This is a genomic window from Huintestinicola sp. (assembly GCF_051882455.1).
Taxonomy (GTDB): domain Bacteria; phylum Bacillota; class Clostridia; order Oscillospirales; family Ruminococcaceae; genus Huintestinicola.
In genome coordinates, this window is the sequence record NZ_JBJERV010000003.1 from 1 (window position 1) to 20,713 (window position 20,713).

General features: G+C 49.0%; 14 protein-coding genes. 9 read left to right on the forward strand and 5 right to left on the reverse strand.

What is annotated here, in order from left to right; all coding sequences use genetic code 11:
* The 5 genes from ACI4J0_RS00325 to ACI4J0_RS00345 all read left to right on the forward strand — a co-directional run.
* Nucleotides 1–1,120 (forward strand): ABC transporter ATP-binding protein (locus ACI4J0_RS00325; RefSeq protein ID WP_439763823.1); only part of this gene is annotated, 1,120 nt, incomplete at its 5' end.
* A gap of 17 nt (nucleotides 1,121–1,137) precedes the next feature.
* Complete coding sequence (locus ACI4J0_RS00330; RefSeq protein ID WP_439763824.1) at nucleotides 1,138–2,931, forward strand: ABC transporter ATP-binding protein; 1,794 nt, start codon at nucleotides 1,138–1,140, stop codon at nucleotides 2,929–2,931.
* Nucleotides 2,932–2,949: 18 nt separating this feature from the next.
* Nucleotides 2,950–3,498 (forward strand): NUDIX hydrolase, encoded by a 549-nt coding sequence (locus ACI4J0_RS00335; RefSeq protein ID WP_439763825.1) that lies wholly within the window; start codon nucleotides 2,950–2,952, stop codon nucleotides 3,496–3,498.
* 171 nt (nucleotides 3,499–3,669) lie between these two features.
* Complete coding sequence (gene pyrB, locus ACI4J0_RS00340) at nucleotides 3,670–4,755, forward strand: aspartate carbamoyltransferase (RefSeq protein WP_439763826.1); 1,086 nt, start codon at nucleotides 3,670–3,672, stop codon at nucleotides 4,753–4,755.
* Between the two features lie 71 nt (nucleotides 4,756–4,826).
* Entirely contained in the window at nucleotides 4,827–5,513 is a 687-nt protein-coding gene (locus ACI4J0_RS00345) for a hypothetical protein (RefSeq protein WP_439763827.1), read from the forward strand.
* A gap of 145 nt (nucleotides 5,514–5,658) precedes the next feature.
* Here ACI4J0_RS00345 and ACI4J0_RS00350 read toward each other — a convergent pair whose 3' ends face one another.
* Together ACI4J0_RS00350 and ACI4J0_RS00355 are read right to left on the reverse strand one after the other, a co-directional pair.
* Nucleotides 5,659–6,492, reverse strand: a complete 834-nt coding sequence (locus tag ACI4J0_RS00350; RefSeq protein ID WP_439763828.1) for a helix-turn-helix domain-containing protein — start codon at nucleotides 6,490–6,492, stop codon at nucleotides 5,659–5,661.
* Between the two features lie 32 nt (nucleotides 6,493–6,524).
* Nucleotides 6,525–7,832: an MATE family efflux transporter gene (locus ACI4J0_RS00355; protein ID WP_439763829.1), complete on the reverse strand. Its 1,308-nt coding sequence runs from the start codon at nucleotides 7,830–7,832 to the stop codon at nucleotides 6,525–6,527.
* 252 nt (nucleotides 7,833–8,084) lie between these two features.
* Between ACI4J0_RS00355 and ACI4J0_RS00360 the strand changes: the two genes are divergently transcribed.
* Complete coding sequence (locus ACI4J0_RS00360) at nucleotides 8,085–11,792, forward strand: EAL domain-containing protein (protein ID WP_439763834.1); 3,708 nt, start codon at nucleotides 8,085–8,087, stop codon at nucleotides 11,790–11,792.
* 101 nt (nucleotides 11,793–11,893) lie between these two features.
* Here ACI4J0_RS00360 and ACI4J0_RS00365 read toward each other — a convergent pair whose 3' ends face one another.
* From ACI4J0_RS00365 to ACI4J0_RS00375, 3 genes are all read right to left on the reverse strand, one after another.
* Nucleotides 11,894–13,162, reverse strand: a complete 1,269-nt coding sequence (locus ACI4J0_RS00365; RefSeq protein WP_439763830.1) for an SHOCT domain-containing protein — start codon at nucleotides 13,160–13,162, stop codon at nucleotides 11,894–11,896.
* A 220-nt stretch (nucleotides 13,163–13,382) separates the two neighbouring features.
* Nucleotides 13,383–14,054 (reverse strand): ABC transporter ATP-binding protein, encoded by a 672-nt coding sequence (locus tag ACI4J0_RS00370; RefSeq protein ID WP_439763831.1) that lies wholly within the window; start codon nucleotides 14,052–14,054, stop codon nucleotides 13,383–13,385.
* Nucleotides 14,055–14,172: 118 nt separating this feature from the next.
* Complete coding sequence (locus ACI4J0_RS00375) at nucleotides 14,173–16,398, reverse strand: VPS10 domain-containing protein (RefSeq protein ID WP_439763832.1); 2,226 nt, start codon at nucleotides 16,396–16,398, stop codon at nucleotides 14,173–14,175.
* 211 nt (nucleotides 16,399–16,609) lie between these two features.
* Between ACI4J0_RS00375 and ACI4J0_RS00380 the strand changes: the two genes are divergently transcribed.
* The 3 genes from ACI4J0_RS00380 to ACI4J0_RS00390 all read left to right on the forward strand — a co-directional run.
* Entirely contained in the window at nucleotides 16,610–18,163 is a 1,554-nt protein-coding gene (locus ACI4J0_RS00380) for an SPOCS domain-containing protein (protein WP_439763833.1), read from the forward strand.
* Between the two features lie 21 nt (nucleotides 18,164–18,184).
* Nucleotides 18,185–19,663, forward strand: a complete 1,479-nt coding sequence (gene spoIVA / locus ACI4J0_RS00385; protein WP_432650683.1) for a stage IV sporulation protein A — start codon at nucleotides 18,185–18,187, stop codon at nucleotides 19,661–19,663.
* Between the two features lie 155 nt (nucleotides 19,664–19,818).
* Nucleotides 19,819–20,713, forward strand: an 895-nt coding sequence (locus tag ACI4J0_RS00390; protein ID WP_439763835.1) for a class I tRNA ligase family protein, incomplete at its 3' end; no start/stop codon positions are given.

Genomic DNA, 20,713 nt, shown 5'->3' on the forward strand with positions numbered 1-20,713 from the left:
CTATGACGAGGAGCTGAGACACTGGGTAAAGTCCCGTCAGTACTGGATATATAACTCAATTTTCGCCCATGGCATTTCCCTTGTGAGACAGCTTATAATCACAGGCTGGCTTGTTTACGGCGTTATTTTCAAGGACCTGACCATCGGTAATTTCTCCCTCTATCTTGCAAGCTCGGGAGCCTTCTCCATGGCGATAAACGAGATACTTATGGGTCTGTCCGCTCTGAGGGAAAGAAGCGCACACACCGACGATTACCGCAGCTTTATGGATATCCCCACGGACAGCGAAAAGGATACCATTCCCGTTCCCAAAGCGGACAAATACGTCTTCACCTTTGAGAATGTTTCCTTCAAGTACAAGGGACAGGACAAATATGCTCTTAAAAATGTTAACATCACCATCGGCGCAGGTGAAAAGCTTGCGGTGGTGGGCTTAAACGGCGCAGGAAAAAGCACATTTATTAAGCTTCTGCTCCGTCTCTACGATGTATCCGAGGGACGTATTCTTATGAACTGCATTGATATCCGCAAATTCGGCAGAGAGGAATATTACAACATTTTCTCGCCCGCATTTCAGGACGTGACGGTATTTGCCTGCCCAATGGCGGAGAATGTGTCAATGAAAGCCCCTGCCGAGACCGACAAGGCGGAAGCGGAGAAGGATATCCGCGCCGCAGGACTGGGCGAAAAAATGGACAGCCTTGAAAAGGGCATTGACACCGAGCTCCTTAAAGTGCTTTACGACGATGGAGTTGACCTGTCGGGCGGAGAAAAGCAGAAGCTTGCTCTGGCGAGGGCGCTTTACAAGGGCAGCGAGGTAATTGTCCTTGACGAGCCTACCGCAGCACTTGACGCACTTGCCGAATACAGGCTGTACAAGAGCTTTAACGGACTTGTGGGAAAACGCACTGCCGTTTACATTTCCCACCGCCTGTCCTCAACACGTTTCTGCGACAGGGTGGCAATGTTCAAGGACGGCGAGATGACCGAAACGGGCACCCATGAGGAGCTTATGGAGAAAAACGGCGATTATGCGGAAATGTTCCGCGTACAGGCGCAGTATTATGTGGAGGACAAGGACATTTTTGAAGTTCCTTCCGAAGCTGTGACAGCCAACTGAAAAGGAGATGACAAATCTTGAAAGACAAAAAAATTTCCCCCACAAGGGAATCACTTAAATACTGCTTCCGTCAGATAAAGCAGTACAAAAAGTCCTATCTGCCCCTGTCCGTTCTGAATGTTATCATCGGGGCGGCGGCACCCTTTGCTGAGCTTATCTTCCTGCCCCTGGCAATCGATGCGCTGACGGCGGAGGAGAAAAATGTGAGCCTGATAATTACGTATTTCCTGATAATGTCTGTTCTCACCATTCTGCTTCAGGGGGCTAACAGCATCCTTTCCGTTCATCTTACCAAATGCGAGGATATGTTTCTTAATGCCTCAAGCATGGAGATATCCGCAAGATGTATGGAGATAGATTTCTCCCTCACCGAGGACAAGACCGCTCTCGACCGAATTAAAAAGGCAAGAGACGGCATACAGTGGTCGGGAGGCACCCACAATATCGCAAACGCATTTTTCACAATAATTTCAAACGGGATAAAGATATTCGGCGTTATCGCAGTGCTTATCATAAACGCTCCCGTCCTGCTCATAATAATCGGCGTTCTGCTTACCCTGTCTGCTATAATCAACGCAAGAAAGAACGATATCGACATAAAGAATTTCACCGAGCTTTCGGGGATAAACCGTATTTTCGGTCACATCTGCTGGGAGATGGAGGATTTCAGATACGGCAAGGACGTAAGGCTTTACAGCGCCGCAGGAATGATGCTTGAAAAGACCTCTCAGCAGATAAAAAGACTTTCGGACTACTGGGAGAACATCAACCGTCTGAAATTTCCCCTCAATATCCTTGACGTTATCGTAAACGTGCTCCGCGATTTCGGCACATATCTGTATCTGGGAATACTTGCCATTACGGGAAGGATAACCATCGGCACATTCTCCCAGATGCTCAGCGCGGGGGGAACGCTTCATTCGTCACTTCAGGCAGTCATACTCGGCGTGCAGGACATTGCCAAGCGCAGCAGCTATATGTACGAGATAATCCGCTTTATGGACTATCCTCCCGCCATGGAAAAGGGAAACAGGAAGATAGATGACCTTAGATCGGGTCACGAGATAGAATTTAAAAACGTAAGCTTTTCATATCCTCATACGGGAGTATCCGTTTTAAAGGACGTTTCCATCAAGCTTAAAGCAGGAGAAAAGCTGTCCGTAGTAGGGCTCAACGGAGCAGGAAAGACCACATTCATCAAGCTTCTGTGCAGGCTTTACGATGTTGACAGCGGCGAGATACTTTTAGACGGCGTGAATATCAGGGAGTACGATTACGATGAATATATGAAGCTGTTTTCCGTAGTGTTCCAGGATTTCAGGCTCCTTGCTTTTTCGGCAAAGGACAATATCCTGCTGGGAGAAAATGGTGAAGGGTCCGACAAGGAGGTTGACGGGCTTTTTGAAAAAACGGGTATTCTGAAAAAGATAAATTCTCTGCCCAAGGGAAGGGACACTATGATGTTCAAGCAGTTTGACAAGGAGGGCGTGGAGCTTTCGGGGGGCGAGCAGCAGAAAATGGCTATTGCCCGCGCGCTTTACAAGGACGCTCCCGTCATAATCCTTGACGAGCCTACTGCGGCACTTGATCCTGTGGCGGAATATGAGATTTACCGACAGTTTGACAGCCTGGTGGGCGGGAAAACTGCGGTGTACATCTCCCACCGCCTTTCCTCCTGCAAATTCTTCGACAATATTGCAGTCTTTTCGGAGGGTACGGTGAAGGAATACGGCACCCACGACGAGCTTGTTCATAAGCCCGATGGAATTTATGCGGAAATGTTCAGAGCTCAGGCGCAGTACTACGTATAAGAAAAGCGGTGGACTCATATGGAAGAATTATTTGATATCCTTGACGAAAACGGCGAGATAACGGGGGAGACAGCGCCCCGTTCCTATGTCCATAAAAACGGGCTTTATCACAGGACGGCTCACATCTGGCTCATTAAGGACGGAAGGGTGCTGCTCCAAAGGCGAAGCCCCCATAAGGACAGCTTTCCCGGGCGGCTGGACATCTCCTCGGCAGGACACATTTCGGCAGGGGAGGAGCCGCTGAATTCTGCTGTAAGAGAGCTTTGCGAGGAGCTTGGCATAAAGGCTGAGCCCTCCGAGCTTGAGCTTCTTGGAAAGATAAGCAGGCATTATGTGAAGGAGTTTTACGGGGAGATATTTGACGACAGGGAGCTTGCCTTCGTGTATCTTTTTACGGGGGATTTTGAGCTTGCTCAGATAAATGTGCAGCAGTCGGAGATATCCGAGGTGGGGCTTTACACGTTTGATGAATGCCTGCGGCTTGCAACGGACGATGATGAGCCGCTTAATTTGAGGGAGATAGAGCTGCTTCGGGAGAAATGCGCTTTTTTAAAGAACAGAGAATAAATTATAAAGCATATTTTCCTGCGTTATGATATCATCATAAAATAATATGGATAGCTAAGAAAATTTTTATCTGAGGGATTGATTATTTTTTTCGGGTGTGATAAAATAGAAAGAAAGATAATTTTGTCGGATATCCCCTGTGGGAGATCCCGAAAGGAATGGTATCTTAAAATGGTCAACTCAAGATTTACAAATCTCATCGATCTCAACGATATGAGCAGCGAATGGTGGCTGAATGTTGTCAAGCGCGCTTCGGACATCTGCGACGACCCCGCAAAGTATGCAAAGGTATGCGACGGAAAGATCATGGCGACCCTTTTCTATGAGCCGTCAACACGCACTCAGATGTCCTTCCAGACCGCTATGCTCAGGCTGGGCGGCACTATTATCGGATTTGACAATCCTGCTACCTCCTCGGTGGCAAAGGGAGAAAACCTGAAGGATACCACAAAGATAGTGTCCTCTTATGCGGACATTATGGTCATGCGCCACCCCTCAGAGGGTGCGGCAAAGGCGGCGGCTCTTACTGCCGACTGTCCCATCATCAATGCAGGCGACGGAAGTCATCTCCACCCCACTCAGACCCTTACCGATATGCTCACTCTTTACAGGGAAAAGGGCAGACTGGAAAATCTCACCATCGGTCTCTGCGGCGACCTTAAAAACGGCAGAACGGTACATTCCATGTGCAAGGCGCTTTCAAGCTTCAAGGGAATAAAGTTTGTGTTCATCTCCACTAAGGAGCTGGGTATGCCTCAGTACATAAAGGATATCCTTATGGCGAAAAACTGTCAGTTCTCCGAAGATCCCTCTCTTGAGGACGCTATAGGAAATCTTGATATGCTTTATATGACCCGTGTTCAGAAGGAGAGATTTGCTTCCGAGGAGGAGTATCTTGCCCTCAAGGACGCATACATTCTTGACAAGAGAAAGCTTAACAAGGCTAAGAGCGACTGCATTGTTCTCCACCCCCTGCCAAGAGTTGACGAGATAACTATGGACGTGGACGACGACCCCAGAGCAATGTTCTTCAAGCAGGCAAAGTACGGTATGTACGTGAGAATGGCGCTTATTATGACAATTCTTGAAAATCCCAACGAGAGCCGTCCTCTGCTGACGGGCAGCACATATCCCTCCGTAGCCTGCGGCAATCCCAACTGCATCACTCACAAGGAGGGCTATCTTCCCAAGTATTTCAGAGGTCTGGGAGATATGCTTGAGTGCGAATACTGTGACGAGCGCAGGCTGGGCAACTGATAAAAAAATTATCCGCAGAGAGTTCGGCTTTCTGCGGATTTTCAATATACTTACAGACAGGAGAGAGTGTTATGGCTGATAAAAATGAAAAAAACACCTACAAGACAAGCAAATTACAGATCCTACTTTCGGCAATAATACTTCTTCTGTGTACAGCAGGGGCTTTTGTTACGGAGGACCTGAAGCTTATTATCGCAGGACTTATCGGCGGCGTGATATGCCTTTCCGTAAAAAGGGGACTGCGGAAGAGAGACTATTTTGCAAGGGTGCTTGCCTTTCTGATAGCCGAAGCTTTTATTTTCAGCACCCCGCCCTTTCTCAGTTCTTCTTCCCTGTGGAGATATCCCATTCAGAGGGGATACATCGGGCTTTACAGCAATATCAGGGAGCCGGAGGCTTTTCCCGATTTCAGACCGGATGCTGAAAGCGGATACCGCTTTGATTATATGCCGAGCATCTTGCAGGGAGCGGGGCATTACAGCGTGTGCTTTGTGACATCTCCCGAAAAAGCCGCAGGATATGCGGAGCGTTACTCACAAACAGCCCGGTATGTAATTTCGCTTGAGGAATATGACGGCAGGTATTCTGTAAGCGATACTGAGGAGATAGTGGTATATACCGACAAGGAGTTCTGGTCGGAGCCTTCGGGCGCTCAGATATATGTCTGCGAGACAAATCTGAGCTTCAATCACCCCCACACCTTTGCGGTCATTGTGGACAAGGACAGGGGTATGGTACAGCTTTCACAGGAAGGCTGAGGCAGGCAGGCTCGGTAACGTTGATATCATCAGAAATTTGAAGATTTTAGATTTATACGATATATTTTATAAATATTAAATCAGCATTTTATAAAGAATAAAGAAAAAATAAAGATTAAATCAAAAAGTTAATTCCGAATTTGAGTCATTTCCTTCTGTTCCTGTACTCCGTAGGCGACATACCCGTTGCCTTTCGAAACGCACGGGAGAAGTACAGATTATTTTCATACCCTGCGGAGCGGGCGGCGGCGGTGACGGATATATCCGTTTCGGAAAGAAGCTTTTTCGCCTGCTCTATTCTGTATTCTATGAGATAATCCGAGGGAGCGGCGCCAAGCTCAGTTCTGAAAAGCCTGAAAAGTGTGCTTCGGGAAACGGCTGCTGCTGCGGCTATATCGTCAACGGAAATTGGCAGTGGATAGTTGGCGGCTATGTAGTCAAGAGCGGCTCTCAGGCATTTGTGCCGTTCCTCGCTGCGCTTTGATGTGGGATTTTTATTCCCCGAACGCTTAACAAGCACCGACAGAAGACGGTAAAGTGTACCCGTAAGCTCAAGGGTGTTGTACAGCTCCTGCCCCGGGTTATCGGTTATCATTTCCATAAGCGGCAGGATATCCTCGCCGCAGCCGCTCATTACGGGGCAGTCGGGGGTGAAATCCGTTCGGCTGAGAATAATTTCTGCGTCCGCTCCCGTAAAATTCACCCAGCGGTATTCCCAGGGGTCATCACGGTCGGGATAATATTCTATTTCCGTAAAGGGGCGGATAAGGAAGATGTCCCCGGGAAACAGGGCATAGCTGCCATCGGGGGTGTTGTAATAGCCCTTTCCCGATACTACATAATGGAGGATATACTGCTCTCTTATGCCCTTGCCCCACCTCTGCGCCGCACTGCACTGCTGGTGCCCCGAATAGGTGACGGAGAGAGACACAAATTCCGAGGGCTGAGCTTTAACTGCATATTTAAACGCCTCGCTCATTTGTCATACCGCCTTTCTTATGTAAGGCTCGGTCATTGTTTTCCGAGCCTTGAAATTTTTTTCCTTATCTGATATGCCGTTATAAAAAACGTGATAAGCTCCGCGGCGGCAAAGGACAGCCACACGCCGTTTAATCCCCACAAAGCGGACATTATCACGGCGCAGAGGATTATGGCAGCAAAGCCTCTGCTCACAGATACCGCAAATGCTCCCGAGGCTTCTTCCACAGCGCTTAGAAGTCCCGCTCCCGCAATATTAAGCCCTGCGAAAACAAATCCCGGGAAATACAGCCGCAGACCGTTTTCGGCATAGGCTGCAAGGAGCGGGTCATTTTCGCTGTTGAATACTCCTGCAACGGGCTTTGTGAAAATGTAAACTGCCGAAATGAGCACAGCCGAGACACCGAGAGCGGTAAATGCGGCAAGCTTCATGACCTTTTTTACGCCCTTTATGTCCCCGTCTCCGTAAAGCCTGCTGGCAATGGGCTGGGAGCCCTGAGCGATGCCGTTATACACAGATATCGCCACCAATGAGCAGTTGGCAATGACTCCGTATGCCGCAACACCGATATTCCCTGCGGCTGAAAGGATAAGACGGTTAAATACCGCTGTAGTAACGCCCGATGATATCTCACCCACAAAAGCCGATATCCCAAGCAGGCAGGCATTTCCGAGAAGCCTCGGGGAAGGCGGGAAAATCTTCAGCTTTACCGTGCATTTCTTTGAAGTAAAGTGCTTACAGCAGACGATAACTCCCACAAGGGGCGAAATAGCGGTGGCAAGAGCCGCTCCTTCCATTCCCATTCCCAGAGGGAACATCAGAATGTAATCGGCGGCAATATTGAAAAGGCTGCTTGACAGGGTCGCCGCCATTGATACGGAGGGCGCACCGTCATTCCGCACGAAGGCGTTGCAGATGTGGTTCCATATGAAAAAGGGAGCAAAGGACATAAATATCCTTGTATAGCCCGAGCCCACGGCGGTCATAACGCTGTCGCCGCCCATAAGAGCTATCACCCTTTCGGGAAAGAATGATCCCGCAGCGGAAAAAATAAGCCCGATGGCTGTTCCCCAGAAAAGGGCATTTGAAAAATATTTGTCGCCGTCTGCGCTTTTTCGTCCGCCGTTAACGGCAAAGCGAATGGCTGAGCCTGTACCTATCATTGCTCCCACCGCAAAGATAAGGCTGTATACGGGAAGGACAAGGTTCAGTGCGGCGATTCCCTTTGCACCAACCGCAAGAGATATGAAATAGGTATCGGCAATGACATAAAGTGACATTCCCACCATACCCAGGATATTCAGCGAAACGTATTTTGCAAACTGTTTTTTCACATTCATTTTCCGGACCGTCTTTCTCCAAATCATTTATGCTATTATTCTACCATAAAATATCGTAAAAATCAATAAGTAGGATACCTCAGGAATAATTAGGTAAGTTTAAAATCTTTTGCTGAATTTGACAATCAGCGTTAAAAATCTATTGACTTTTTTGTTAAAACGTGATATAATATAACAAAATGTAATGCTATGCCGCATAAATTTTTATTTTATTTTACATTATTTATGAGCGGAGAGATTTTTTTGGACAATATGGACAAGCGCAGACCCTTGATCGCTGTCATTGTAAGCGAGGCTGACAGGAGCTTTATATGCGAGGCTCTGAATGTTATTCAGAAGGAGCTTTTCGCAGCTGATATGGACGTTGCTGTCTTTTCAACGCTGCTGACAAGATATGAGGATATCTCCATTGAAAACAAGCTGTTCGATATCGTAAATTACGAGCTTATGGACGGCTTTATCGTGTTCCTTCAGGGGCTGAGAGGCGATGGGGTGCAGGCATATTTTGCAGAAAAGCTTGGCAGGCTTGACAAGCCCATCGTATATATGGACGAATTTTCTCAAAGTGAAAATAATACGGTTTATGATTACGATGAAATGGCAGAAAAGGCTGTTTCTCATCTTTCAAAGGTCCACGGCGTAAAGACTGCTGCATATGTGGACGGACACGGTAATTCCGATTATTTCAGGTGTATCAGGGAAAGCTTTCTTGCCGCTATGGACAGAAACGGCATAACCGCTGCCGATGGGCTTGTTTTTTACGGTAAGGAACGTGAAGGCGACCTTTCGGAAATTGCAGAAGCATTGATAAACAGCGGTCTGCCCGATGCCGCATTATGCTCCAGCGACCACACGGCTGCCGCTCTTATTGGCGAGCTTTCGCGCCGTAATGTACGGATACCCGAGGATATCATAGTTGTTGGCTGCTGCAGCGGTGAGCCTTACAAAACCTCTTCACTGAATATTTCCTCGGTTAAGAGAGACCCGAGTAAAATTTCGGCAAATGCTGCACGCAGGATAATTTCTGCTGTAAAAGGTGTGGAGCTTATTCCTTATGAGGGCGCTTCAAGCAGCTTTGTTAATGGGTTCAGCTGCGGCTGCGGTCATATTGATATCCCGAAGCTTTCTGATACTGCAAAGCGTGAGATGATGCCCTACAGTCCCGAAGGCTTTGATTCGACTTACAACTATATGCAGGAGGAGCTTATCAGCGCCCCCACCTTTGCGGACTTTTTATGGAAGCTGGACTGGTACACCTTTTACATAAGCGGTCTGAAGGGCTTCTGGCTTTGCCTCAATGACAATATTATGCATACGAGTGCGTCACTTACCGAATATACCGATAAATTGGATATGCCGTATTTCCGTATAAACGGTGCGGGTTCGGTGGACGAAACACGCAAATTCAACAGGAGCGAGATGCTTCCATTCATATTTGAAAGCAGGGACGAGCCTTCTGCATTCATCTTCACCCCCCTTCATTTCAACAACGTTAATTTCGGATATACCGTTCTTTCCTATGGAAACAGCTGCGAGATGTTTGACCGCATTTTCGGCAAGTGGATGAGATATGTTGCCTGCGCCCTGGAAAAGCAGCGCAGACACATAATATACTGCGATGATACACTAAATGCCCAGATACGCGACCCTCTTACGGGTCTGCTCAATATGCGCGGCTTCAAGCGTATGATGACTGAGGAATTCAGCAGGAACAAGGGCGGTATCCTCAGGATAATTTCCGTTGATGTGGATAATCTCAACGGCATAAACAAGGCATACGGCTACAAGGAGGGCGACAAGGTCCTTCAGAAGGTGGGCGTTATTCTCAACAACTGCGCTGGTGACGGGGATATCTGCGTAAGGGTAAGCGGTGACGAGTTTATTATTGCGGGAATACTCGACTCCGAAAATCCTGCGGACGAGGTGCCCGTAAAGCTTGAAAGAAATCTGGAATCCTATAACAGCTCCTGCTCCAACGAATACGGCATACATATGTTCACATCAATAGTGACCGCCGAGTTCGACTCTCTGGAGCTTCTGGACAAGCTGCCCTATGACGCCGCATATCAGCGTAATTTAACCAAGGATAATCAGAACAAAAAACGGCTTCTCCACGCTCCTGTTACGGAAGAAGAATTTGACCCCGAGGAGCGCAGCTATGTGGGCAGAATGTTAAATGACAATCTGCTCAGATATATGTTCCAGCCTATCGTTGATGCTCATACGGGAGAGATATTCGCCTATGAGGCTCTGATGCGTTCGGGCGGAGAACTGAAATTATCTCCCGTTGCCATATTAAATCACGCTTCGGCTTTGGGCAGGCTTTCCGATGTGGAGATGCTGACCCTCTCGAATACCTTTGATTTTCTCTACAATCATTCGAATAAGTTTGACAACAAGATGCTCTTTGTCAACTGTATCCCGTCCTGTATGCTTTCAGATGAGGATTTTGACGTGCTTTACTCCAAATACGGCAGTGTAATGGACAAGATAGTCATCGAGTTCACCGAGCAGACAGAGGCAAGCTCCGAGCAGCTCAGAATGATAGTTGACAGAAGCCGCCGTATGAAATTCAAGATAGCCATTGATGATTACGGAACGGGCTATTCAAATATCAGCAACCTCCTCACATTTATGCCCCACTGCGTGAAGATAGACAGAAGTCTCATTATGAATATCCAGGGGGACAAGCGCAAGCAGCACTTTACACGCAATATCATTGAATACGCTCATGACAATAATTTCAAGGTGCTGGCAGAGGGCGTTGAGACCTCCGAAGAGCTGGCGGCGGTAATTTCTATGGGCGTGGACCTTATTCAGGGCTATTATACCGCAAAGCCTTCCTTTGAGCTGGCTGACGCAATTTCTCCCGATGTGGCAGAGGAGATCGTCAGGATATACAGCCGCAGCAGCAGTACGCTTTCTCAAAAGACCTATTTTACAAGCGATGAAACGGAAAGCGAGCTTAAATCTCTTGACCTCGAAAGCTACACAGAGGTATTTGTCAGCAGCGGAGTCTATACTCTCCACGGAGGCAACAACTATACCTCCGAGCTTGTTATTACCATCAAGGACGGTATAAAGTGTATGCTGAACCTTGATAACGTCAATCTCAGAAACGAGACCGGAGATCCCTGCATAAAGCTGGGCAAGGGCAGCAGCCTGACTCTCAATATCATGGGCGATGTAAGTATTTACGGCGCAATACTTGTTCCCGAGACAGCCGACCTGAAGATAATAGGTGATGGTACTTTTTCTGTTATCCAGAAATCGGGACGGAAATTTGCCATCGGAAACGATTTGAGCCATTCCTTCGGAAATATCGGCATATATCTTGATAACAGGTTCGATATAAAAGTCGGTGCGGAGCAGTGCGTTGCCATCGGCGGCGGAATTAACAACAACGGCTCGGTCATCGATATTCGGGTCAAGGAAATGTCCCTTGATGTAAGCGGCAAGCAGGTGCTTGGAATAGGCTGCTTCTATTCTATGAGCAATGTGAAGATATGCAGCTCGCTTATATCTGTCCGCCTTATGAGCGCTGCGGGAATTGCCATAGGCGGCTTCGGCAGAGGCATCAGCACTGTAATTTCCAATTCGTCTGTTAATATAAAGGCAGAGGGGCAGAATGTATCGGGTATCTACGCTGCATATGCCGAGGAAGGTATTATCCGGATATCCGACTGCGATATGAATATGAAATTCAACGGCGAACATATACACGCTGTGGGATTTGAAAACGGCTTCGGAAAAATCGCCGCAGAGGACAGCTCCTGTGAAATAAATATGGAGGGAAGCAGCGCCTTTGCTGTAGGAAGCAAGGATGATAACGCGGGAATAGAACTGAAAAAATGCAAAGGTTCGGTTTATATCAATTCCGCCGACCCGCATATGCTTTCTGCGGATAGAGATAAGGTCATCATCACAGATTGTGATTTTACACATTATCAGGTCACATAAAAAATTGTGGGCTGCCGCATTTATAAGCGGCAGCCCTTTTGGCATATGTACCTGAATATAGAAAAAGCAGCCGCGATCGCAGCTGCTTTTTTAGCATAAACTTAATAAAGTGTAGAAATAAGCTTTTTCTTTTCCGCAGCGTATTCCTCGGGGGAAAGCTCGCCGCTGTCACGTCTTTCTTTGAGCTTTATAACTGCACTTTCAAACTCGGAAAGCTCAGCCGCTTTTCCGTTGGGATTGATCTTAACGGGAGCAGGTGCAGGCTTTGGAGCAGGTGCGGGCTTGGGTGCAGGAGCAGCTTCAGCAACAGGCTCCTTGCTCACGGGTGCAGGCTCGGGCACAGCTACAGGCTCGGGTACAGGCTTGGGAGCGGGTGTCGGCTCAGAAATTGCCTTGGGAGCTGCGGCAGGCTCTGCCTTTATCTCAGGAGCAGGCTCGGCAGCCTTTTTCTCCTTCTTGGGAAGGGGAGCGGCATCGGGAATGTTTTCAAGGTCAAGCGCAGGCTTCTTCGGCTTAGCCGCAGATTCAGGCTTTGCGGGAGCTTCCTCTGCAGCGGGAGCAGGCATTTTAGGAGCTTCTGCCTTGGGCTGAGAGGGATACTGAGGCTTTGCGGAAAATGCTTCTTCCAGATTGTCCAGATCGAAAATGGGCTTTTTGGGAAGGGGCTTGATATCGGATCTGGCGGCGTCAAAGGACTCAAGAGCCTTGAAGGAATCCTCAAGCTCGCTGGTGAGCGCTTCTACCGACTTGATATCTGACGCAGGAGCAGCCTTTGCCTTAGGAGCGGGAGCAGCTTTGGGCTTAGCTTCGGGCGCAGGAGCAGCTGCTGCCTTGGGAGGCGCAGGTATCTCGGAAACGGGGTCGGGAAGCTTTTCAACGGTAGGAAGGGGAGGAAGAGTGCTCTTTGCTTCCTTTTCGATCTGCTCCTTCATACGGGCGCTTTCAAGCTCCGCACGCTTTCTCTGGTTTTCACGCTCGATAGCAGCTTCGTATTTCTGCATATGTATTGCTTTGACCTCGTTTATCTGCTCGGCAATAGCAGTGGGGTCGTTAAGGCAGGGGATTACTATTCTCTTGCGGTGGATAACGCCTTTAACATTAGTATCGCACTGGATAAAAAGAGGCCATGGCTTCTTGATCTTATCATTGACATAGACCTTGGTGATCTCTTCAAGCGGACACACGAAACGGGAATAAACAGGATCGCCTTCCTTTGTGCCCTCCTGCTCCAGAATATATGCCTGTCCGAATACGTGAGCCACCGTTATTGTAAGATATACCTCCTGCGGCTTTGCAAAGTTTGATTCCTTGAACAAAGACTCGTATGCTGCAATCTTCTTTTCGCTGTAGACACTTGACTGGCTGCTCATATTCATTACTCCATTCTGAAAAAATTGTAGGAACTGCAAATTTTTTTGGCTGAAAAAGCCTTGACTTTATGAATGCAGTATTATCAATATAAATTATAACATATTTTTCCTATGCTGTCAAATGTTTTTTAAAAATTAAATGACAAAATGGTTACAGCTTTTTGTTGGTTTTGCACAAAACCTAATGGCGATTGTTTTGCAATAGCGATATTATCGACAATCAGACAAGCTTTCCGTCCTTGATAGTGACTATTCTGTCGGCTTCTGCCGCCACGGAGCTGTCATGAGTTATGAGAATAAGGGTCTGGTCATATTTTTTTATGGTGGCCTTGAGAAGAGCGAGTATCTCTTTTCCCGAAGCGGAGTCGAGATTTCCCGTAGGCTCGTCCGCAAGAATGACCGCAGGCTTTGTTATCATTGCTCTTGCGATGGCGACGCGCTGCTGCTGTCCGCCCGAAAGCTGATGGGGATAATGTCCCAGCCTGTCGGAAATGCCCATGGTCTCAGCCAGCTCGTTCAGATAATCATCATCGGGCTTTCTTCCGTCAAGAGACAGGGGAACAAGGATATTTTCCTTTGCAGTCATAACAGGCAGGAGGTTGAAAAACTGAAAAACAAAGCCCACCTTTCTGCGGCGGTATTCTGCAAGAGCCTCGCCCTTCAGCGCGAAAACGTCCTCGCCGTCAACGGTCAGACTGCCCGAAGTCGGGAAATCCATTGCTCCCAGCAGGTGGAGAAGGGTGGATTTTCCGCTTCCGCTCTGACCCACAACTGCCACAAATTCGCCTTTTTTTACCTCAAGGCTCACGTCGTTCAGCGCGTTCACCGCTGTTTCACCGCTGCCGTAGGTCTTAACAAGATTTTCCGCTTTCAGTATGATTTCATCTGACATAAGATTATTCCTCCCCGGTAATTTAACTTTATTATAACACAGTATCAACCAAAATGCAATAGTCTGTCTACAGAAATGACCGCAGGAGATCCTTTCCTGCGGTCTGAAAATCAAGTGCTTATTTTTCGTTCTTGTCGCAGTAGGCAATTCCGAGACCAACGGTAGCTATGTAGCATCTTCCGTAAACGTTCATATCGCCCGCAACAAATTCGCCGTTGCCGATTCCGCCGAACTGATGGAGATCGTCGTTGACCCTTACCCAGGTCTCGCCGCTGTCCTCGCTCATATAGAAGCCCTTGACAGCGCCCTCCTCCTTGGGAGTTCCGCTTACATAGATAACGTAGGGGTCGCCGTCCTTCTTAGGCTTTCCGAGACCAACAGCGTCACAGAATTTAAGTCCGGGAACAAGGGCAAAATTCTCGCCGTGATCGGTGGAAACAAGAAGTCCGCTGCCGCCTCCGGGAACGTAGAAGGTACCCTCGATCCCGGGAGCGATCGCAAGGCGCTTGTACTGCGAGGATGTGTCATATTTTTTCTTGAAGCTTTTGCCGCCGTCCGAGCTTACAAAGACGGTTCCGTTGCAGCTGCCGTAAACATAGTCCTTGTTAACGGGGTCGCCGATAAGATATACGTTCTGGCTGCCTGCAATTCCCTCGACCTTTTCCCAGGTCTTTCCCCAGTTCTCGGTGCGGTATGTGAAGAGTCCGTTGGAGGGGCTCCAGATAAGCGCCGAGCCGTCTGCTGTGAGCGCTAACTTGCCCTTGTAGAGGGTCTTGCCGCTGTCGGGGGGATTTGTGATATCGCTCCAGGTCTTGCCGCCGTCGGTGGTGTAGGTCAGGAGCATATTTGACTCGTCTCCGCCCACCTTTGCCCAAATATCGTTATTGAGCGCGGCAACTGCAATGCTTGTGCAGGAGCCTATCTGCTTGGAATGGCGCTCTGCCGATGTGAAGATATCCTCGTGGATAAAGCCGTCAAAGTCTCCGATGGCGGTGATAAGGGGGTAATCCGCATAGGAGACGATATCCTCGGGAACTACCTCCTCAATGCCCCTTGCTTCAAAATATATCTCGGGGGCATCGTCCCAGATATTGTCGCAGGCAAATATGCCGTTTCCGGAGTTTACAAGTATCCTGTTCGAATTGCCGCTGTCCATCGCAAGGGAGCTGCACCAGTGGATAGCCGCATTGGATATCCAGTCCATACCGTTTGTGGACATTGTGTATTTGCCGTCCAGGTCCTCCCAGGTCTTGCCGCCGTCGGTGGTGCGGAAGAATTTGTCGCCGTATGCTCCGTTGGGCTGCTCCTTCCATACCTCGGAGGTGACGAGGACCATATTGTCATCGTTATTGGGGTCGATAACGATATCGCCCACAGTCCAGCTTACTACCTGTATCTCCTCGGCGCTTTTGCTGTCGGGGCTGTACTTGTAAAGCGTGCCCTGAACGGAGTTCCATGGACCTTCCTTGTTGCCGTAGGATACGAAAAGCTCGCCCTTGGAATTGAGGTCGAAGCGCTGGGGCATATATCTCTCGGCAGCCTTCTCAGAGCCTTCGAGAACGCTCCAGCTTTCGCCCGAGTCGTCAGAATAGTAGATATTGTCCTCCTTTGAACGGGAAACGCCCGCATATATCCTTGAGCGCTCCTTGTCAAAGAGAATGATGTTTATGCCGTTTTCATTGCCTGTGGCATTTACGGGGAAGGACTCCACCTTCTGCCAGGTCTCGCCTGCGTCAAGGCTGCGTATCATTCCGCCTGTTCTGCCGCCGCAGTAGATAATGTCGCTGTTATTCGGGTCAACGGCGATCCTCTCGCCGTTTCCTCTGCCCATACCGTTTCCGTGGACCTTGATAAGGTCGGAGACTTCTACCTGCTTGAAATGCTCGCCGTAATCGTGGGAAACAAGGATACAGGTCTTTGCATTGCTGAAATAGGATGTGCCTGCCGCAAGATATACATTAGCCGCATTATTCGGGTCAACCGCAATTCCGTCAATACCCAGGAGACCCTTGTCATCATCGGAAATATCATAGTTAAGCGCTGTCCATTTCTGAGCGTCATTGTCCCATCTGTAGGCTCCGCCCACATCGGTGCGGGCATAGAAAAGTCCCGCTTCGCAGGTGCTTACGATACCTGTAACGAAGCCGCCTCCGCCGATAGCGACCTGACCGTATGACCAGTCGGGATTTTCATAGACGCCTGAAAGCTCTTCAACCTGTGCCTGCTCGGTCTGAGAGCTTTCCGAACCGTCCGTCGGAGCGTCTGTCTTTCCGCAGGCTGCAAGGACGGAAAAGCACATTGCCGCAGCGGTGAGAAGTCCTGCGGCTTTCATATAAGAACGCATTAAATTCATCCTTTCGTTTTAACTGAATATGGTTTCGTACTTTTGCATATTATACCATAATCTTTCACAAATGTCAATCGTTTACAGGCACGAAAAAATATCTGTTTTTTATAAACCCGCTCTGTAATAATTCTCCTCTGGACGGAATATATTGTGGGGAGGACAAATCGTATATGCCGGGCACGCCCGACTGAAGGAAAGGAAGATACATATGAGTCTGAAGGTCAACAAAGAGGCTGTGAGAGCCTGCGAGAAAATATGCAGCTGTACCCAGGAGCAGTCCATTGAGCTTGATTATGTTCTGCCCGATTATTATCCGGAGATATTCAGGATAATAAGGTGCTGCGCCGAGCCTGAGATAACCGCCTGTGCCGTTAACGGCGACAGAGCCACCTACGAGCTTACCGTATGTCTGAGAGTGGTCTACTGCTCCGAAGGCAGCACGGCTCCCGAGGCTGTGGAGCAGAAGCTTGTTTACAGCCGAACAGTAAATCTTGACCGTCCCGCCGAAAATGCTTCCGTTTACATCACAGCCACTCCCGACCATATAAACTGCAGGGCGGTGAACAGACGGAGGATAGACGTAAGGGGCGCTGTTACGGTAAATATCTGCGTGATGGGGGAGACTGTCACCGAGGCGGTATGCGAAGCCTTCGGAGAAAATATCCAGCTGCGGAAGAAATGCTGCACCTGCCCTTCTCAGGTCATAAAGGCGCAGAAAAGGGCTGTTGTTTCGGACGATTTCACCCTGTCTGAGACTGCTCCTCCCATCGGTACTATCCTCAGAGCCTCTGCGGAGATAGTTTCGGCAGACAAGAAAATTATTGCGGGAAAGGCGGCAGCAAAGGGCGAGCTGAAGATATCCGTTGTCTACACATCTCACGGCGAGGACAGCGAAAACCCCGTTACATCGGTGCAGTTTTCTCTTCCCTTTTCCCAGCTTGTGGAGCTTGAGGGACTTGACGATGATTTTTCCTGCTTCATAAATTCATCTGTGATATCCTGCACCGTAACGCCCCGTTCCGAAGGGGACGGAAATTCAAGGCAGCTTGAGTGCGAGGTACTTATCCTTATTGACTGTTATGCTGTTAAGATGGCGGAGCTTGAACTTGCCTGCGATGAGTATTCGACCTCCTTTGCATCGTCTCATACCGCTGTGCCGGTACGGTGCGAAAAGGCTCCCGTCCCGCTTGACAGCAGCCTTTCCGTCAGGGGTATATGCGAAAACAAGGACAGCCCCATATCCCTTGTTTATGACGCGCGGTGCAGCTCCTCGGGAATGAGACTTTACGTAAACGAGGGCAAGCTCACCGCCGCAGGAAACGTTACATTATCGGTAATGGGTCAGACGGAAAGCGGAGATTTTGTTATCTGCGAGACGGATGTTCCCATCGAAGAGGAGATATCCTCGGAACTGAGGGATATAAGCTCCGATGCGGATATACGTGTGACCTTCCCCGTTACCTCCTGCACATATACGATAACCGCCGACAATACCGCCGAGGTAAAGGCGGACATCTCCGTAAGAGGGTGGCTCACCGACCATATCCTTACGGAAGCCATCACCGACATATCCGTTGACGAGACCGTTCCCAGAGAGCAGAGCGGAGACTATGCCCTGCGGCTGTATTTTGCCGAAAGCGGCGAGGAGCTGTGGAACGTCGCCAAGCGGTACGGCGCTTCAATGCTTCGTATAATCGAGGAAAACGAGCTTGACGGGGACGTTGTCAAAGAAGCGAAAATGCTCCTTATCCCCGTAGCATAATATAGAAAGGAAACTGCCGTTATGGTTAAAAATGACATTTACACCGATATTGCAAAGCGTACGGACGGCGACATTTACATTGGCATAGTAGGCCCCGTCCGCACAGGAAAATCCACATTTATAAAGCGTTTTATGGAGCAGCTTGTTATCCCCAATATCGAAAGCGATTTCCGACGGGAGCGGGCTGTTGACGAGCTGCCTCAGTCTGCGGCGGGCAAGACCATTATGACCACCGAGCCGAAATTTATCCCCGAGGAGGCTGTGGAGATAGTTGTAGGGGAGAATGCGCGGTTTAACGTCCGCCTTATCGACTGCGTGGGATATATCGTTCCCAGCTCCATCGGATATATCGAGAACGAAGCTCCCCGAATGGTCATGACCCCCTGGTTTTCCGAGGAAGTGCCCTTCAATATGGCTGCGGAGGTGGGCACACGGAAGGTCATCACCGAGCACAGCACCATAGGTCTCGTGATAACCACCGACGGCAGCATTTCGGATATTCCCCGAAGCGAATACGAGGAGTCCGAGCAGAGGGTGATCGGCGAGCTTAAAGCAATTAACAAGCCCTTTGTGGTGCTCCTTAACTGCACCGACCCCAAAAGCGGCAAGGCTGTTCAGATGAGCGCAGAGCTGGAGGAAAAATACGGCACCCCCGTTATCCCCGTAAACTGCCTTGAGCTGAGCGGCGATGATATCGACAATATTTTAAGGCAGGTGCTTTTCAGCTTCCCCGTCAAGGAGATAAACATTTCAATGCCCAGATGGATAACGGGTCTCGGCAAGGGACACTGGCTGAGAACGGAGATATTCGACTCGGTAAGAGAGGCTGCGAAGGACGTCAAGACCGTCAGGGACGCTCAGAATGTGGTTAAGCGTCTGCGCGACTGCGAGGACATAACCTATTCGGATATCCGCACCATCGACCTTGGCAAGGGCAGCGCCGACATTTCCGTTACCCTTAAAAGCGAGCTTTTCTACCGTATCCTCGGGGAAACAACGGGCATTGAGATAAACTCTGAAAGCGATCTTCTTCCCCTGCTGAAAAATCTTACGGATATCAGAAAGAAGTACGAGAAGATAGAGAACGCTCTCAAGGAGGTGGAAGCAACCGGCTACGGCATTGTTATGCCCACAATTGACGAGCTTACCCTTGAGGAACCGGAGATAGTCCGTCAGGGCGGAAAATACGGCGTAAAGCTCAAGGCGTCCGCCCCCTCTATCCATATGATGAAAGCGGACATCATCACGGAGGTAAGTCCTATCGTGGGCAGCGAAAAGCAGTCCGAGGAGCTTGTTATGTATCTTCTCCGCGACTTTGAGGAAAATCCCGGAAAGATATGGGAGTCGAACATCTTCGGCAAATCTCTCCACGAGCTTGTAAACGAGGGGCTTCACAACAAGCTTTACCGTATGCCTGTGGACGCGCGCCTCAAGCTTCAGGAGACCCTCGAACGGATAATCAACGAGGGCTGCGGAGGACTTATCTGCTTTATTCTTTAATAAAAGGGGAGACCGTTTCAGACAAGCGGTCTCCTTTTTATATGTCAAAATGGATTTTTTTGCAAAAAATCTTGCATTTCCGGCTCAGGTGTGGTAGAATAATAATTGTATTATGTAATTCGGAGGCGTTCAACGTGGCTGATAAAAATGAAAATATGTATAAAAAGAAAAATGCCGTAAGCAGGGACAACCGTCCCGAATTTCCCAAAAGAGCCGTTATCACAGGCGGTATGCCCTACGGCAACAAAACGCTTCACTTCGGACACGTGGGCGGAGTGTTCGTTTTTGCGGACGTGTACGCACGTTTCCTCAGAGACAGGATAGGCAAGGATAACGTTATATTCGTTTCGGGCACCGACTGCTATGGCTCTCCCATTGCCGAGGGCTACAGAAAGGCAAGCGAGCAGGGCTTTGAGGGTACTATCCGCGACTACGTTCAGCGAAATCATGACGCTCAGAAAAAGACTCTCGAGGATTATGACATCAGCCTCGACCTTTTCGGCGCTTCGGGTCTGGGCGAGACAGCAGAGTGGCACAACAAGGTGTCCGATGCATTTATCAGAAAGCTTTACGAGATGGGTCATCTCAGGAAGATATCCACTGCTCAGTTTTACGATGAAAAGGCGCAGATGTTTTTAAACGGCAGGCAGGTAGTGGGCAAATGTCCCGTACAGGGCTGTCAGTCGGAAAAGGGCTATGCGGACGAGTGCGACCTGGGTCATCAGTACAACCCCGTTAACCTTATCGACCCCAAGAGCACAATTACAGGGGAAACTCCTGTTATGAAGGACGTTGTCAACTGGTATTTCAAGCTGCCCGACTACAACGCTCTCCTCAAGGATATGGTTGCGGATATGGAAAAGCAGGATAATGTCCGTCCCGTTGTTACAAAGACTATAAAGGAATTTCTTGAAACGCCCGTTATCTATATAATGAACGACTTTATGGACGTTTACAAGGAGCTTGCACCGAAAATGGCTGAGCATCAGCTTATAGAGGAGCCGAAAAAGACCTCCTTTACCATTGCGTTCAAGGAGCTTTCTGAGCGTG

Excerpts from the sequence above, each read along its gene's own strand:
- ACI4J0_RS00375 (WP_439763832.1), bottom strand. The coding sequence starts at position 16,398 with ATGCGTTCTTATATGAAAGCCGCAGGACTTCTCACCGCTGCGGCAATG.
- ACI4J0_RS00380 (WP_439763833.1), top strand. The coding sequence starts at position 16,610 with ATGAGTCTGAAGGTCAACAAAGAGGCTGTGAGAGCCTGCGAGAAAATA.
- ACI4J0_RS00355 (WP_439763829.1), bottom strand. The coding sequence starts at position 7,832 with ATGAATGTGAAAAAACAGTTTGCAAAATACGTTTCGCTGAATATCCTG.
- ACI4J0_RS00350 (WP_439763828.1), bottom strand. The coding sequence starts at position 6,492 with ATGAGCGAGGCGTTTAAATATGCAGTTAAAGCTCAGCCCTCGGAATTT.
- pyrB (WP_439763826.1), top strand. The coding sequence starts at position 3,670 with ATGGTCAACTCAAGATTTACAAATCTCATCGATCTCAACGATATGAGC.
- ACI4J0_RS00365 (WP_439763830.1), bottom strand. The coding sequence starts at position 13,162 with ATGAGCAGCCAGTCAAGTGTCTACAGCGAAAAGAAGATTGCAGCATAC.
- ACI4J0_RS00370 (WP_439763831.1), bottom strand. The coding sequence starts at position 14,054 with ATGTCAGATGAAATCATACTGAAAGCGGAAAATCTTGTTAAGACCTAC.
- spoIVA (WP_432650683.1), top strand. The coding sequence starts at position 18,185 with ATGGTTAAAAATGACATTTACACCGATATTGCAAAGCGTACGGACGGC.
- ACI4J0_RS00360 (WP_439763834.1), top strand. The coding sequence starts at position 8,085 with ATGGACAAGCGCAGACCCTTGATCGCTGTCATTGTAAGCGAGGCTGAC.
- ACI4J0_RS00345 (WP_439763827.1), top strand. The coding sequence starts at position 4,827 with ATGGCTGATAAAAATGAAAAAAACACCTACAAGACAAGCAAATTACAG.
- ACI4J0_RS00335 (WP_439763825.1), top strand. The coding sequence starts at position 2,950 with ATGGAAGAATTATTTGATATCCTTGACGAAAACGGCGAGATAACGGGG.